This is a genomic window from Pseudomonas sp. MWU12-3088, from assembly GCF_023242405.1.
GTDB lineage: Bacteria > Pseudomonadota > Gammaproteobacteria > Pseudomonadales > Pseudomonadaceae > Aquipseudomonas > Aquipseudomonas kribbensis.
In genome coordinates this window covers 310544-326161 of the sequence record NZ_JALJEA010000002.1, presented here as the reverse complement: position 1 = coordinate 326161, position 15618 = coordinate 310544, and the positions used below count along the sequence as shown (strand labels likewise).

General features: G+C 61.7%; 15 protein-coding genes. 9 read left to right on the top strand and 6 right to left on the bottom strand.

Annotated features, from left to right (window positions below):
- Positions 1–3: 3 nt before the first annotated feature.
- Positions 4–2415 (bottom strand): penicillin acylase family protein, encoded by a 2412-nt coding sequence (locus M5B98_RS07255; protein WP_248742327.1) that lies wholly within the window; start codon positions 2413–2415, stop codon positions 4–6.
- A 102-nt stretch (positions 2416–2517) separates the two neighbouring features.
- Positions 2518–3096 (bottom strand): DUF6436 domain-containing protein, encoded by a 579-nt coding sequence (locus M5B98_RS07250; protein ID WP_248742326.1) that lies wholly within the window; start codon positions 3094–3096, stop codon positions 2518–2520.
- 97 nt (positions 3097–3193) lie between these two features.
- Between M5B98_RS07250 and M5B98_RS07245 the strand changes: the two genes are divergently transcribed.
- Positions 3194–4144 (top strand): alpha/beta hydrolase, encoded by a 951-nt coding sequence (locus M5B98_RS07245; RefSeq protein ID WP_248742325.1) that lies wholly within the window; start codon positions 3194–3196, stop codon positions 4142–4144.
- 1 nt (position 4145) lies between these two features.
- Here M5B98_RS07245 and M5B98_RS07240 read toward each other — a convergent pair whose 3' ends face one another.
- Positions 4146–4898 (bottom strand): DUF2059 domain-containing protein, encoded by a 753-nt coding sequence (locus M5B98_RS07240; RefSeq protein ID WP_085731514.1) that lies wholly within the window; start codon positions 4896–4898, stop codon positions 4146–4148.
- A gap of 108 nt (positions 4899–5006) precedes the next feature.
- On the opposite strand from M5B98_RS07240, the gene M5B98_RS07235 reads away from it, so the two are divergent.
- Both M5B98_RS07235 and M5B98_RS07230 read left to right on the top strand, forming a co-directional pair.
- Positions 5007–5639 carry a 2OG-Fe(II) oxygenase gene (locus M5B98_RS07235; protein WP_085709011.1) on the top strand — a complete coding sequence of 211 codons (633 nt, stop codon included), beginning with the start codon at positions 5007–5009 and terminating at the stop codon, positions 5637–5639.
- 1 nt (position 5640) lies between these two features.
- Positions 5641–6126, top strand: coding sequence for a DUF523 domain-containing protein (locus M5B98_RS07230; protein WP_248742324.1), 486 nt, complete (start codon positions 5641–5643; stop codon positions 6124–6126).
- A 6-nt stretch (positions 6127–6132) separates the two neighbouring features.
- On the opposite strand, the gene M5B98_RS07225 is transcribed toward M5B98_RS07230, so the two are convergent.
- A complete protein-coding gene (locus tag M5B98_RS07225) occupies positions 6133–6717 on the bottom strand; it encodes a transporter substrate-binding domain-containing protein (RefSeq protein ID WP_248742323.1) in 585 nt (194 codons plus the stop codon).
- 134 nt (positions 6718–6851) lie between these two features.
- Between M5B98_RS07225 and M5B98_RS07220 the strand changes: the two genes are divergently transcribed.
- Positions 6852–7277, top strand: a complete 426-nt coding sequence (locus M5B98_RS07220; RefSeq protein ID WP_085709014.1) for a DUF4399 domain-containing protein — start codon at positions 6852–6854, stop codon at positions 7275–7277.
- A gap of 112 nt (positions 7278–7389) precedes the next feature.
- Here the strand turns inward: M5B98_RS07220 and serA are convergent, their stop codons facing one another.
- The gene (serA, locus tag M5B98_RS07215) at positions 7390–8619 is read right to left on the bottom strand and encodes a phosphoglycerate dehydrogenase (RefSeq protein ID WP_085709015.1); all 1230 of its coding nucleotides are present in this window, start codon (positions 8617–8619) and stop codon (positions 7390–7392) included.
- A 204-nt stretch (positions 8620–8823) separates the two neighbouring features.
- On the opposite strand from serA, the gene M5B98_RS07210 reads away from it, so the two are divergent.
- From M5B98_RS07210 to M5B98_RS07195, 4 genes are all read left to right on the top strand, one after another.
- Positions 8824–10218 carry an FAD-binding oxidoreductase gene (locus M5B98_RS07210; RefSeq protein ID WP_085709016.1) on the top strand — a complete coding sequence of 465 codons (1395 nt, stop codon included), beginning with the start codon at positions 8824–8826 and terminating at the stop codon, positions 10216–10218.
- 40 nt (positions 10219–10258) lie between these two features.
- On the top strand, positions 10259–10924 hold the full coding sequence (locus M5B98_RS07205; protein ID WP_248742322.1) for a fumarylacetoacetate hydrolase family protein: 666 nt from the start codon (positions 10259–10261) through the stop codon (positions 10922–10924).
- A gap of 264 nt (positions 10925–11188) precedes the next feature.
- On the top strand, positions 11189–12112 hold the full coding sequence (locus M5B98_RS07200; protein WP_248742321.1) for an SdiA-regulated domain-containing protein: 924 nt from the start codon (positions 11189–11191) through the stop codon (positions 12110–12112).
- A gap of 106 nt (positions 12113–12218) precedes the next feature.
- Positions 12219–13136: an SdiA-regulated domain-containing protein gene (locus M5B98_RS07195; protein WP_248742320.1), complete on the top strand. Its 918-nt coding sequence runs from the start codon at positions 12219–12221 to the stop codon at positions 13134–13136.
- A gap of 145 nt (positions 13137–13281) precedes the next feature.
- On the opposite strand, the gene rpiA is transcribed toward M5B98_RS07195, so the two are convergent.
- Positions 13282–13956 (bottom strand): ribose-5-phosphate isomerase RpiA, encoded by a 675-nt coding sequence (rpiA, locus tag M5B98_RS07190; RefSeq protein WP_096817491.1) that lies wholly within the window; start codon positions 13954–13956, stop codon positions 13282–13284.
- A gap of 146 nt (positions 13957–14102) precedes the next feature.
- Here rpiA and ilvA point away from each other — a divergent pair, with 146 nt between their 5' ends.
- Positions 14103–15617 (top strand): threonine ammonia-lyase, biosynthetic, encoded by a 1515-nt coding sequence (gene ilvA / locus M5B98_RS07185; protein WP_248739900.1) that lies wholly within the window; start codon positions 14103–14105, stop codon positions 15615–15617.
- Position 15618 lies beyond the last annotated feature (1 nt).

The following is a 15618-nucleotide window of genomic DNA, read 5'->3' as shown; positions in this document are numbered from 1 at the left end:
CGCTTATTGCGCCGCTCGCGCCGGCAACAGCTTCAAGGTACTCCGCGTATTCGCCGTCACCTCTTCATCACTGAAATGCGCCTGCACATACAGCCCGTCCACATACGCCTCCGCCTGATCGTCATAGTGGCTGTCGAACGGCACGCCGCTCTGGCCGACCGGGTTGATGGTCAGGCTGTGGGCCGGATCAGCGAAGTCCACCAGCCGCCGTGTCGACGGCCCATAGGTCACCGGCCACGGCGCCGGGCCGATCTTCGCCGAGAGGTTGTTCGGCACTTCGTGGGAGCCGGGTGCGGCGAACGGGCCGACGTTGAATATGCGGTCCAGCGGTTTCTGCTGCCCCAGCGGATGTCCGTGGGTCAGCGTGTGCGCCTTGCCCCATTGCCAGCCGGAGGCATCGTCGCCGAGTGTCTGCTTCAGATGCGTGATGCTGGCCTGCCACGCGGTGCGCACGGTGTCGGCGCGGGTTTCCTTGCCCGGGGTGTTGCGATTGTCCCACCACGGTGAGTCGGCGTTCGCCGCCAGACGCGGCAGCGCTGCATCGAGCACGCGGGTCGACAGCAGGGTTTCGAACATGTCGTTGCCCAGCTCATCGCGCATTGCCGCGTCGGCCAGGTCGTAAAGGAACTGGTTGAACACCGTGGCGCTGACCGAATCCAGCGGGTAGTCGCCTTGCCACTGCGCCAGTTGCTCGACCAGTTTCAGCTGCGCCGGGTCGGTCACCACTTCACGCAGTACCGGCAACAGCGGCGCCAGTACGCGTGGGCCATAACCGGTGGTGGTGCCCAGTTGCAGCTTCTGGTTGGCTTCGTTGTCCCACTTCACGTTCTTGTCGGCGAGCTGGCGGTTGAGCTGCTGGCCGCGGTCGGCGAGGTTGTAGTAACCGGGAATCTCCATGCCGGTCGGCGATACGGGCTGGAAGTTGGCCGAGACGATATAGCCCCGCGCCGGGTTCTCTTCCTGCGGGTTGGCGCTGAACGGGAAGTAGCCGTCCTTGTCCGCCTGATTGCCGCTGCCATCGAGGATGAACTCGGGTTTGACCCCGGCCGGCCGCTTGGGCAGCAGCGCCGAAGCCCACCACGCGATATCGCCCTTGGCGTTGGCGTAAACAATGTTCAGCCCCGGTGCCTGCACCTTGGCCGCTGCGGCGCGGGCCTTGGCCAGGGTGTCGGCGCGGTTGAGCTGGTAGAAACCTTCGAGGATCGGGTTTGGTGTTTCGAGGAACGCCCACCACATGGCAATCGGGGTTTTCCCGGCAGCGCTGCCGAGGGCGTCGTTGACGATCGGCCCGTGGGGCGACTGACGCAGGGTGATAGTCACCGGCGCCTGGCCTTTCACGGCGATCTGCTGCTCGGTGCTGACCATGTCGGTCCACTGGCCGTGGTACCAGACCTGATTCGGGTTGTCCGGATTGACCTTCTCGGCGATCAGGTCCAGGTCATCGTTCTGGAACATGGTCAGGCTCCAGCCGAAATCCAGGTTGTGCCCCAGAAACGCAAACGGCACCAGCGCCTGATGATGGCCGTAAAGTTCAAAACCCGGTGCCGACAGCTGCGCTTCGTACCACACCGACGGCACCGAGAAACGGATGTGCGGATCGCCGGCCAGCAACGCCTTGCCGCTCTTGCTGCGACTGCCGGCAATCACCCAGGCGTTGCTGCCTTCGAACTGCGGCAGGCCGTTGTCGATCAGTGCCTGTTCGCTGAGGCGGGCGAGGGCGTTCAGGTCTTTCCAGTCATCGGCAGCGAGGGCCGGCGCGGTTCCGGCGCGGCCCTTGGCGAGGACGCCCTTGGGCTGCCAGTCGAGGTCGAAGACGTTGAGGTAGTCGGCGCCGAGCTGATCGCGCACGTAGGTCAGCAGCGGCTCGGTGCGAAACGCGGCGGCGAAGCTGTAAGCCATGTAGCCGGCCACGCTGATGGTGTCTTCGGCAGTGAACGGCCGCTTGGGGATGCCCAGCACGTCGAACTCGACCGGGGCGGCGTGCGAGTCCTGATATTGGTTGATGCCGTCCAGATAGGCTTGCAGGGCCTTCCACGCCGGTGATTGCTTGTCGAGGCCGGCCACGTAACTGGCGGCGCGTTCACGAATGCGCAGGCTGCGGAACAACTTGTCGGTGTCGAGCAGTTTCGGCCCGAGCACTTCCGCCAGTTCGCCACGGGCCAGGCGGCGCATGGCTTCCATCTGGAACAGTCGGTCTTGGGCGTGCACGTAGCCGAGGGCACGGTAGAGGTCGGTCTCGTTTTCGGCACGGATGTGCGGCACGCCGCGCTCGTCGTAACGCACGGTCACCGAGCCTTGCAGGTTGCGCAGTTCCACCTGGCCCTGACGCGTCGGTTGCTTGCTGTACACGTACCAGCCGCCGGCGGCGAGCAGGACAACGATGAGCAAGGCAAGAACGGTGAAGACGCGTTTCATGGTGACTCCTTGTGCATTCGGGATTGCCGCCCGTCGGGCTGCAAACAATTAGCACACGCCTCGTGTGCCGTGCATCGCTGTCCTTGAAATGTCCGGAATGCCTTACTTCGTCACCACCGGCCACGGGCAGTAGCAACCGACTGCCAGCGTGTGAGTGGCATTCACCGGACGATCATCACTCAACGCCTGCAGGATCGGTTCGATAAAACTGTTGCTGGAGTTGCAGGTGAGCCCTTCGCTGTAGGGGCCGAAGTACGCCAGTTTGCCGCTGCGGTCCCAGATCGCCACGGCCGGGCTGGCGGGGATCTGTTCGGAGCCGGGCAGCACCGCGATGGTCTTGAGGTTGCTGAGGGTGGCGGGCAACTGGCCGTGGCTGCCGGCCTTCTGCACGGCGAAGAACTCCACACCCTTGGGGCCGAATTGTTCGACCATCTCGGTCAGGTGCTGTTGATTGCCGACGTTGCACGGGCAGGCCGGGTCCCAGAAATGCACCAGGCGGATGTTGCCGGGGCCGGCGAGGTCGTCGGGCAGGCGCAGCGGGTCGCCGGAAAACACCGCGGTATGTTCGCTGAAGGCCCGCAGGTAGCGGCCCTGAAACCAGTCGTACGCAGCCCACAGCACGCCGGCACACACGATGGCGAGCAGGCTGGCAAACAGTGCGGTGCGGTAGGGCGGGCGCATGGTTTTCGGTCCTCGAGAGCGCGCTAGCTTGCCATGCTTGCTTCTACAGATGAATATCGCAGGCCGATAAAGTCTGTTTACCGTTCTGGAATTGCCCATGTCTGTTGCTTTCGATCCCGATCATCTGCGCGCGAGCCTCAAGCCGTTGGCCGAGTGGCAGCCGTTGTCCGAGGAGGCGAAGGCATATCAGCGGTTCTACCAGACCGACTTCCCGGAGCGCGATGTCTGGCGTGGCATGGGTCGCTTCGAGGTCGATGGTTATGAACTCGTCAGCCATTGCTGGTGGCCGGCGGAAACGGCCAAGGCCACGCTGTTTCTAGTGCACGGTTTTTATGATCACACCGGCCTCTACCGGCATGTGATCGAGTGGGCGCTGGATCTGGGGTTTGCAGTGATTGCCTGTGACTTGCCCGGGCATGGCCTGTCGAGCGGGCCACGGGCGAGCATCCGCGATTTCTCCGAGTATCAGGATGCGCTGCAGGGTTTGTTCGCCGAGGCGCGCTCGATTGCGTTGCCGCAGCCGTGGCACCTGTGTGGGCAAAGCACCGGCGGTGCGATCATTGTCGATCACGTGCTCAATCACGGTGAGAACAGCCCGGCCCAGGGCCAGTTGATTTTGCTGGCGCCGCTGGTGCGCCCACGGGCCTGGGGCTGGTCGCAGTTCAGTTATTACTTGCTGCGGCCCTTCGTGCGGGGCATTGCCCGGCGTTTCAGCGAGAACTCCAACGACCCGGATTTCCTGCCGTTCCTGCAGGCCGATCCGTTGCAGCCCAAACGCCTGCCGACGGCGTGGGTCGGGGCGCTGTCACGCTGGATCAAACGGGTGGAATACGCGAAGAAAAGTCCGCGCCGGCCGCTGATCGTCCAGGGCCAGGCGGACATGACCGTGGACTGGCAGCACAACCTGCAAGTGATGAAGTGGAAATTCGACCGGCCGCAGATTCTGCTGCTGGCCGAGGCGCGGCATCACCTGGCCAATGAAACGGCGCCAATGCGTGAGGAATATTTCGAGTTTCTGAGCAAGCGGATCAAGGGCCGCAATCCCTAGATCACTGGCTGAGGTTCGAGGTGCTCTGGCCGACGGCCAGCCCGGCGCGAATCGCCGCCAGCGCGGCCTGATAGTAAGCCTTGCCTTCGGTGGACTCGGCAAAGGTCGCGAACTCTTCCAGCTCTTCATCCGACAGGTCGCGATAAACGTACAGCAGCGTGTTGTTCAGGTCGGCGCCGATCTGATCCATCAGGCGCTGACGTTGACCGTTCAACATGCCTTGGGCCTGACCGCCACCGAGCAGGCCGGGGATCATCGAACTCAGGCTGTCCGCCGCCACACCGGCAATCGCCAGGCTGACTTCGGCACCGGCTTCGCGGGCGGGCAGGGCCTGGGCGAGGTGGCCGATGATCAGCAGGCGGCTGTCGCTGGCCGGCATCTTCGGCAGGCCCTTGGCGTTTTTCGCCAATTGATCGCGACGGGTCGCCAGCAGTTCGGCGGCGACGATTTTCTTGCCCAGCGGTGACTGGAAGAATGACAGGGCCGGTTTCGGATCGGCGAGGTTCTTGCGCAGTTGCGCTTCGGCGCGTTGATCCACGGCCTGCGGAGCAAAGCGCTGATTGCTGTTGTTCACCAGTGCCTGAAACACCGCCGGCGGCAGGCTGCTCTGGTAACGCTGTTGCGCGGCGCTCAGGGCGTCATTGAAATGCGCACGTTGGTCCGGCCAGCCGGCGACCTTGTACAACTGGTCGTGGCCGTCTGCCCAGGCGGGCAAAACGCAGAACATCAACAGTGAAAAAAGCAAACGGCGCATAGGGACTCCTGTCGGCAGCGGACTATTCTCCGTGCGGTGCCAGTACTTGTCGAGAATTCGTATCAAGCCGCCGCGTGGCTCTGTCGGAATTCTTGCCGCAGGCATACTATGCGCGCCATGCAAATATCCTCTGAACACCCGCTGCTGTTACGTATCGTCGACGACCTGGCCGAGCGTGGCTGGTCGCAGCAGAACATATTCCTGCCTGCGGATCTGACCCGCGCGCTGGCCGCCGAGTGCCGTAAACGTGAGGCCGAAGGTGAACTGGCACCGGCGGGCGTCGGACGCGGGCCGTTTTCGGAGGTCCGCGAGGGCATTCGCGGCGACCATATCCAATGGATCGATCCCGGTCAGGCGGAGGCCAGCGACCGTTATCTGAACCTGATGGACAGTCTGCGCGAGGCCCTCAATCGCGGGTTGTTCCTCGGTCTGGAAGACTTCGAATGCCATTTCGCCCTGTACCCGCCGGGTGCGTTCTACCGCAAGCATGTCGACCGTTTTCGCGACGATGACCGGCGCATGGTCTCGGCGGTGATCTACCTCAACGACGGCTGGTTGCCGGAGGATGGCGGACAACTGCGCATGTATCTGGAAGGTGATCGGGTCCATGACGTGCAACCCACCGGCGGTTGTCTGGTGGTGTTTCTCTCCGGCGAAGTGCCCCACGAAGTGTTACCGGCGCAACGCGAGCGCTTGTCGTTGACCGGCTGGTTTCGTCGTCGCGGCAACGAGCCGTTCTGAGATGCAGAAGATCCTCGTCAGTCGCTGCCTGCTCGGCCATCGCGTGCGTTACGACGGTGGGGCCAGCGGGCCGTTCGATCTGCTGGAACAGTGGATTGCCGAGGGGCGTGTCGTACCGTTGTGCCCGGAAGTGGCCGGCGGCTTGCCGACGCCTCGGGCGGCGGCGGAGATTCCGGGCGGGCAGGGCAGTGAAGTGCTCGATGGCCTTGCGGCGGTGATCACCATCGAAGGCGAGGACGTCAGTGCGCAGTTTCTCGACGGCGCCCGCCAGGCGCTGGAACTGGTGCAGAAACACGGAATTCGCGTGGCGGTGCTCAAGGCCAACAGCCCTTCGTGCGGGAACCTGTTGACCTATGACGGGACGTTCAATGGGGTGAAGGTGAGTGGTGAGGGGGTTACTGCTGCGTTGCTGAAGCGCCATGGGGTGCAGGTCTTCAGCGAGCTCGAACTGCCGCAGGCTGCACAAGCGCTCAAGGCACTCGACTAGACACCGTCACTTCAGGTCTTCAGAAGCCTGCACGATCAACCACTTCTTCGACAACGCCTCCAACCGCCCATCCGCCCTGATCCGCTGCAACGCATTCTCTAAACTCGCCTGAAACGCCGGGTTGCCCTTCTGAAACGGAATCGCCAGATCCACCGGTGGCCCGACCTTCGGTTTCTCTTCCGTCAACGCCTGGACCAGCACCAGCGGGCGGGGCTGTTCATCCTTTTTCGCCAACAGCTGCGCATTGACCTGCGTGTAAGGTTGGCTCACGTCGAAACGATCCTTGAGTTCCGGGGTCAGTGCTATGTGGTTGAGCGCGACGTCGTACTTGCCGCTTTCGACGCCCTGGAGCAGATCGGCTTCGTCGGTGACGATGAAGTCGGCGCGTACATCCAGCTCGTTGGCCAGCTGTTGCCCAAGCTCGACCTCGAACCCCGTGAGTGTGTCGCCGTCCTTGAAATTGAAGGGCGGTGTATTAGCCTCTAGGGCTATGCGCAGCTCGCCACGGTCGTTGACGTCATCAATCAGTTCGGCGTGAGCCAGAGGGCTCAGAAGGGGTAGCAGGCAGATCAGGCCAGGCAGAAAACGCATGGTCACTCCTTTGAAATCATTGTCGCGGCCTGTTGGTCAGGCTCGCTTTGCTATGGTTGTCGAGTGCCTTCGACAACGAATGGTCATGAAGTTGTCATGACCGCGCGGATTTTACGGAAAAACTGGAGAAGAGAATGAAAACATTCATGTCACGTGCTGCTTTGGCTGGTTTGCTGATGGGCGTTTCGGTGCTGGCCAGTGCGGCCACGCCGGCGCCGAAGGGGGCCGAAGTGTTCATCGTTTCTCCCGAAGACGGAGCAAAGGTTTCGCAGACCTTCACCGTCAAGTTCGGCACCAAGGATGTCGCGCTGGCACCGGCCGGTGATGCCACGCCGAATACCGGTCACCACCATCTGCTGATCGACGCCAAGGAGATCGTTCCGGCCGGCGCAGTGGTGCCGACCGACGCCAACCACATGCACTTCGGCAAGGCCCAGACGTTCGCAGAAATCAAACTGGCGCCAGGCAAGCACACCCTGCAGCTGGAGCTGGGCGACAAGAACCACATGGCTTTCGATCCACCCGTGGTCTCGAAGAAAATCACCATTACCGTGGAATAAAAAAGGGAGCCCTTCGGGGCTCCCTTTTTTATCAGTTGCGAGCTACAAGCTACGAGCTTCAAGCCAAAGCGCTTTTCACTTGCCGCTTGAAACTTGTTACTCGTAGCTGCTCTTAAAACAACACACGGCTACGGATGGTGCCGTTGACGTGTTGCAGCTTCTCTTGCGCCAGCTCCGAGTACTCGGCGTCGACGTCGATCACCACGTAGCCGACCTTCTCGTTGGTCTGCAGGAACTGACCGGAGATGTTGATGCCGTTTTCGGCGAAGACCTTGTTGATCTCGCTCATCACACCCGGGATGTTCTCGTGGATGTGCAGCAGACGGTGCTTGCCAGGGTGAGCCGGCAGGGCCACTTCCGGGAAGTTCACCGACGATACCGAGGTACCGTTGTCGCTGTACTTGACCAGCTTCTCTGCCACTTCCAGACCGATGTTGGCCTGCGCTTCAGCGGTGGAGCCGCCGATGTGCGGGGTCAGGATCACGTTGTCCAGGCCACGCAGCGGGCTTTCGAACTCTTCGTCGTTGGAGCGCGGCTCGACCGGGAACACGTCGATGGCGGCGCCGATCAGGTGCTTGTCCTTGATCGCAGCAGCCAGGTGATCCAGCTCGACCACGGTGCCGCGTGCAGCGTTGATCAGGATGCCGCCCTTCTTGATGGCGCGGATTTCCTTCTCGCCGATCATCCACTGGGTCGCAGCGGTTTCCGGTACGTGCAGGGTGACGATGTCGGACATGCCCAGCAGCTCGTGCAGGTTGCCGACCTGGGTCGCGTTGCCCAGCGGCAGCTTGGTCACGGTGTCGTAGAAGAACACCTGCATGCCCAGACCTTCAGCCAGGACCGACAGCTGAGTACCGATCGAGCCGTAGCCGACGATGCCCAGTTTCTTGCCACGGATCTCGAAGGAGTTGGCTGCGGACTTGATCCAGCCGCCACGGTGGCAGGAAGCGTTTTTCTCAGGGATGCCGCGCAGCAGCAGGATCGCTTCGGCCAGCACCAGCTCGGCCACGGAGCGGGTGTTGGAGTACGGCGCGTTGAACACGGCGATGCCGCGCTCGCGGGCCGCTTCCAGGTCGACCTGGTTGGTGCCGATGCAGAAACAGCCGACTGCCACCAGCTTCTTCGCGTGATCGAAGATCTCTTCGGTCAGTTGGGTGCGCGAACGAATGCCGATGAAGTGAGCGTCAGCGATCTTTTCCTTGAGCTGGTCTTCCGGCAGGGAGCCAGTCAGGTATTCGATGCTGGTGTAGCCCGCCGCCTTGAGGACGTCGACAGCCGATTGGTGGACGCCTTCGAGAAGAAGGAACTTGATCTTGCTCTTATCGAGAGAAGTCTTGCTCATCTGCGTAAACCTGTATCCCGGAGAAAAATGGCAGGAAATGGTCAACAGACATTGACCTTGACGACAAGAAAGCCGTCACCGCAGAACCGCCGTTGGGCACTGGCCTGCGGGGTCGGTATGCTAGCATAGCCGCCCCGCTAATCACTCATTCCTGCGACGTGAAGCGTTCTCAGGATGACCATGAATTGTTCGAGAGTTCTGTCGATGACCAATCCTGCCCTGATTGATGAACTGAAGACCCTGGTCGAGCCTGGCAAGGTCCTGACCGATGCCGACTCCCTGAACGCGTACGGCAAGGATTGGACCAAGCACTTCGCCCCGGCGCCGAGCGCCATCGTGTTCCCCAAGACCATCGAGCAAGTGCAGGCCATCGTCCGCTGGGCCAACGAACATAAAGTGGCGCTGGTGCCATCGGGCGGGCGCACCGGACTTTCCGCCGCTGCCGTCGCCGCCAATGGCGAAGTGGTTGTCTCGTTCGACTACATGAACCAGATTCTCGACATCAACCTCACCGACCGCACCGCCGTGTGCCAGCCGGGCGTGGTCACCGAGCAATTGCAGAACGCGGCCGAAGAACATCACCTGTACTACCCGGTGGACTTCGCTTCCGCCGGTTCCAGCCAGATTGGCGGCAATATCGGGACCAATGCCGGCGGGATCAAGGTCATTCGTTACGGCATGACCCGCAACTGGGTGGCGGGCATGAAAGTGGTCACCGGCAAGGGCGATGTGCTGGAACTGAACAAGGACCTGATCAAGAACGCCACCGGTTATGACCTGCGCCAGCTGTTCATCGGCGCCGAAGGCACCCTCGGGTTTGTGGTCGAAGCCACCATGCGCCTGGATCGTGCGCCGAAAAACCTGACCGCGATGGTCCTCGGCACCGCCGATTTCGACTCGATCATGCCGGTGCTGCACGCCTTTCAGGGCAAGCTCGACCTGACCGCGTTCGAATTCTTCTCCGACAAGGCCCTGGCCAAGGTCATGGGCCGTGGCGATGTCCCGGCACCGTTCGAGACCGACTGCCCGTTCTACGCCTTGCTGGAATTCGAGGCGACCACCGAAGAAGTGGCCAACAGCGCCCTGGAAACCTTCGAACATTGCGTGGAGCAGGGCTGGGTGCTGGACGGCGTGATGAGCCAGAGCGAAACCCAGTTGCAGAACCTGTGGAAGTTGCGCGAGTACATCTCCGAAACCATCTCCCACTGGACGCCGTACAAGAACGACATCTCGGTCACCGTGTCGAAAGTCCCGGCATTCCTGCGGGAAATCGACGCGATCGTCGGCAAACACTACCCGGATTTCGAAATCGTCTGGTTCGGCCACATCGGCGACGGCAACCTGCACCTGAACATCCTCAAGCCGGACAACCTGAGCAAGGACGAGTTTTTCGCCAAGTGCGCCACCGTCAACAAGTGGGTGTTCGAAACCGTCGAGAAGTACAACGGTTCGATCTCCGCCGAACACGGCGTGGGCATGACCAAGCGCGATTACTTGACCTACAGCCGCTCGCCGGTGGAAATCGAATACATGAAAGCGGTCAAGGCGGTGTTCGACCCGAACGGCATCATGAATCCGGGCAAGATCTTCGCGGTTTGATTGGCAATCCCTGATGAATCAATGAAGGCAGGAGTCGGTAATGAGCTATCAGCACCAGTATGTCGACGGTACGCGGATTCATTTTCCGCTGGGGAAAGTGGTGTGCATCGGCCGCAACTACGCCGAACACGCCAAGGAACTGGATAACCCGGTCCCTACCGAGCCGCTGCTGTTCATCAAGCCGGGCAGTTGCGTGGTGCCGCTGGAAGGCGGTTTCAGCATTCCGACCGAGCGTGGCTCCGTGCATTACGAAGCGGAAATCGCCGTGTTGATCGGCAAGCCGCTGTCGACCAAACCGAGTCGTGAAGAAGTGCTGGACGCGATCTCCGGTTTCGCCCCGGCGCTGGACCTGACCCTGCGCGACAAGCAGGCCGAACTCAAGTCCAAGGGCCTGCCGTGGGAAATCGCCAAGTCGTTCGACGGCGCGGCGGTAATTGCACCGTTTGTGGTCAGCAGCACATTCCCTGATCTGACCGACATCGGCATCCGCCTGACCATCAATGGTGAAGTGCGCCAGGACGGTAACAGCAGCGCGATGCTCAACCCGATCGTGCCGATGATCCAGCATATGGCTGGCTGCTTCTCGCTGCAGGCCGGTGACGTGATCCTGACCGGTACGCCGGTGGGCGTGGGGCCGTTGAACGTAGGTGATGACATCGTGCTGGAACTGCCGGGCGCCAGTCGCTTCACCAGCAGCGTGCGCTGACTGCAACACTGAAATACCTTTGTGGGAGCCAGCCTGCTGGCGATGACGGACTGTCAGTTGATGTTTCATTCGACTGATACACCGCTATCGCCAGCAGGCTGGCTCCCACATCTGTTTTTGTGGTGCAGCCCGCAAAGGCATAAGGCGATCCGGCCATTTGCCGTTTTTTTCACATCCTGTCCGGATAATTCCGGTCATCCTGGCGTCTGAGCCGGCCTCTTTGTGCTATTACCCATAGCCTGAATTTTCGGAACGCGTCCTCTGATGTCATCTCAAACTCAGCTCAACCCTGCCCGTCGCTCACGTTTCGCCCTGCGCTGGTATTACTGGCTGTTGCTGGTGGTCGCTGCCGCTTACGGTCTGGCGCATGCCATGCATTGGGATGACCGCGGCCTGCTCTGGGTGCGCGAGCGCTTTGAAAGCCCGACCGAGCGCAAGGAAAGCGTCTGGCTGCCGGACTATCGGGTGGTGATCGACGGCAAACTGCTGCCGGGTATGGAGAAGGACGAGGCCTCGGACCTGTCTTACGATGCGCAGAGCAAGACCCTGTTTTCGGTGATGGGCAAGAATCCGTTCCTGGTCGAGCTGACCTTGCAGGGCGACGTGCTGCGCAAGATGCCACTGGTGGGCTGGATCAATCCGGAAGGCGTGACGGTCATGGGCAATGGCTTGCTGGCCATCGTCGACGAGCGTGAGCACATGCTGTCGATCGTCAAGGTCGATGCCGATACCCGCGAGCTGAAGCGCGACGATTTCCCGAAATACGACCTCGGCCCGTCGAAAAACCAGAACAAGGCCTTCGAAGCCATCACCTGGGACGCCCGCAATCAACGACTGTTGCTGGGTGAAGAGCGGCCACCGGCGCTGTTTACCTGGAAAAGCGACGGCAGCCAGACCCTCACCGGCGACAAGCAGAAGCTGCCGAACGACGATCTGGACATCCGCAACCTTTCGGCACTGGCGATTGACCCGCGCACCGGCCATACCCTGGTGCTGTCCGCCGACTCGCACCTGCTGCTGGAGCTGGACGAGAAGGGCGAGCAAGTCAGCTTCATGACCCTGCTCGGCGGTTTCAACGGCCTCAAGAAAACCATTCCCCGCGCCGAAGGCGTGACCATGGACGAGCAGGGCACGCTGTACATGGTCAGCGAGCCGAACCTGTTCTACCGCTTCGAAAAGCAGAAATAACCAACCCGCCGCACCAAGGTTGTCGTTCCGGGCAAGTGGCCTTTAAGCTTCGATTCAGACAGGCGTGATATTTCATCCGCCTGTTTTGATCCCGAGCCCTGTCCGCATGCGTCGATTTGCCCGTCCCAAGCCACTTCTGATCATCCTTTCAGTGATTGCCCTGATCGCACTGATTGCGATTGGCCAATACCTGCGTCTGTTCGAGCGCGCCTGGTTCAACCTGCAAAGCCACTGGCAGCCCCACAGCATTGATGCCATCAATCTGGATCAGTACCACGTGGACATCGAGGCCCGGACTATTGAGGGGTTGAACGACGATGTCTCGGCGCTGACCTACGATCCGGTGCGCAAGAGCCTGTTCACCGTCACCAACAAGAATGCCGAGCTGATCGAGCTGTCGCTGGAGGGCCGGATCCTGCGTCGGGTCGCGCTGGTTGGCTTCGGTGATGCGGAGGCGGTGGAGTTCATCAGCGCCGATACCTACGTCATCAGCGATGAGCGTCAGCAGCGTCTGATCAAGATCCATCTGGAGCACGACACCAAGTTCCTCGACGCAGCGGACGCCGAGCAGATGACGCTCGGCGTGCACATGAGCGGTAACAAGGGATTCGAAGGGCTGGCCTACGACTCGGTGGGCAAGCGTCTGTTCGTGGCCAAGGAGCGCGACCCGATGCTGATCTACGAAGTGCACGGCTTTCCGCACTTCAATCCGGAGAAATCCTACGCGGTGCATGTCATCAACAACCCCAAGCGCGACGCCGGGATGTTCGTGCGTGACCTGTCGAGCCTGCAATACGACGAACGCAGCGGCCATTTATTGGCGCTGTCGGACGAGTCGCGGCTGATTCTGGAGCTGGATGTGGACGGGCGCCCGTTGAGCACGATGTCGTTGAGCGGTGGCCGGCAAGGGCTGAAGAAAACCGTGCCGCAGGCGGAAGGCATTGCGATGGATGACGACGGGACGTTGTACCTGGTGAGCGAGCCGAATCTGTTTTACGTCTTCAGAAAGCCTGCGCAGAATTAACCAACACCACAAAACACTGTGGGAGCGAGCTTGCTCGCGATGAGGGAGGGTCAGTCGCCAAACATGTCGACTGACACACCGCTATCGCTAGCAAGCTAGCTCCCACAGGTTTTTCATCTGCCCACAAATATGTGGGCAGCCTGGTTTATTCAGCTTTGAGGGTCTTCACACCTTCGCTGGTACCCAGCAACAGCAGATCCGCCGGACGCGCCGCGAACAGGCCGTTGGTGACCACGCCGACGATCGCATTGATCTGCGCTTCCAGCTCCACCGGGTTGGTGATCTGCAGGTTGTGCACGTCGAGGATGATGTTGCCGTTGTCGGTCAACACGCCTTCGCGGTAGACCGGATCGCCGCCCAGCTTCACCAGTTGGCGGGCGACGTGGCTGCGAGCCATCGGAATGACTTCCACCGGCAGCGGGAACGCGCCGAGCACCGGCACCAGTTTGCTGCCGTCGGCGATGCAGATGAAGGTCTTGGCCACGGCCGCGACGATCTTCTCGCGGGTCAGGGCTGCACCGCCGCCCTTGATCAGGTTCAGGTGTTCGTCGCTTTCGTCGGCGCCGTCGATGTAGAACTCCAGGTCGCTGACGGTGTTCAGTTCGTACACCGGAATCCCGTGGCCCTTGAGGCGCGCGGCGGTGGCTTCGGAACTGGCGACCGCGCCATCGAACGCGCCCTTGTGCTGGGCCAGGGCGTCGATGAAGCAGTTGGCGGTGGAGCCGGTGCCGACCCCCACGATGCTCTTGTCGTCGAGTTTCGGAAGGATGAAGTCGACGGCGGCCTGGGCTACGGCCTGTTTGAGTTGATCCTGGGTCATGCGGGCTCCGGAAGCGGGCAAGGTAAGAACGGAAAGGCCGGCATTATAGCCTCAAGCCGGGGTAAAACCTCTGGATTCGTGTGGTCGTGCGCCCAAAAGCCGGGTTAGACTCGTTGGTCCCGCCCAATCGCCAGTGATGCTTTCCGATGCTCGAACAGTACGTCAAGAAGATCCTCACCTCGCGCGTTTATGACGTTGCCGTAGAAACCCCGCTGCAGAACGCTCGCCAGCTCTCCGAGCGGCTGGGCAACGACATCTGGCTCAAGCGCGAAGACTTGCAGCCGGTGTTCTCGTTCAAGATTCGCGGCGCCTACAACAAACTGACCCAGTTGAGCGACGAAGAACGCGCCCGTGGCGTGGTCACCGCGTCGGCGGGCAACCATGCGCAGGGGCTGGCCCTGGCGGCGAAAGTGCTGGGTGTGAAGGCGACCATCGTGATGCCCAAGACCACCCCGGAGATCAAGGTCGAAGGCGTGCGCTCCCGTGGCGGCAAAGTAGTGCTGCACGGCGATTCGTTCCCGGAAGCCCTGGCCTACTCGCTGAAACTGGTCGATGAAAAAGGCTACGTCTACATCCACCCGTACGACGATCCGCACACCATTGCCGGGCAGGGCACCGTGGCGATGGAAATCCTGCGCCAGCACCCGCAGCCACTGGACGCGATTTTCGTGCCGGTGGGCGGCGGCGGTCTGATCGCCGGCATTGCGGCTTACGTGAAGTACCTGCGGCCGGACATCAAGGTCATCGGCGTCGAGCCCGACGACTCCAACTGTCTGCAGGCAGCGATGGCAGCGGGCGAGCGCGTGGTGCTGCCGACCGTGGGCATCTTCGCCGACGGCGTGGCGGTGGCGCAGATCGGTCAGCACACGTTCGATATCTGCAAGGATTACGTCGATGAAGTGATCACCGTCAGCACCGACGAGATCTGCGCGGCGATCAAGGACATCTACGACGACACCCGTTCGATCACCGAACCTGCCGGCGCCCTGGGCGTGGCGGGGATCAAGAAGTACGTCGAACAGCGCGGCGTCAGCGGCAAGACTTTCGTCGCCATCGATTCCGGCGCCAACGTCAACTTCGACCGCTTGCGCCACGTCGCCGAGCGAGCCGAGCTGGGTGAAGGCCGCGAAGCGATCATCGCCGTGACCATCCCGGAGAAGGCCGGCAGCTTCAAGGCATTCTGCGAAGCCATCGGCAAGCGCCAGATCACTGAATTCAACTACCGCTACAACACCGGCAGCGAAGCGCACATCTTCGTCGGCGTGCAGACCCACCCGGAAAACGACCCGCGCAGCGCACTGCTGGCGAGCCTGACCGAGCAGGGTTTCCCGGTACTCGACCTCACCGACAACGAACTGGCCAAGCTGCACATCCGCCACATGGTCGGCGGGCGCGCGGCGCAGGTGGTCGATGAAGTGGTGCTGCGCTTCGAGTTCCCGGAGCGTCCGGGCGCGCTGTTCAACTTCCTCAACAAGCTCGGCGGACGCTGGAACATCTCGATGTTCCACTACCGCAACCACGGCGCGGCGGACGGTCGTGTGGTCGCCGGCCTGCAGGTGCCTCACGATGAGCGTCACCTGGTTCCCGCGGCGCTGGCGGAAATCGGCTACCCGTACTGGGACGAAAGCGACAACCCGGCCTATCAGCTGTTTCTTGGCTGAG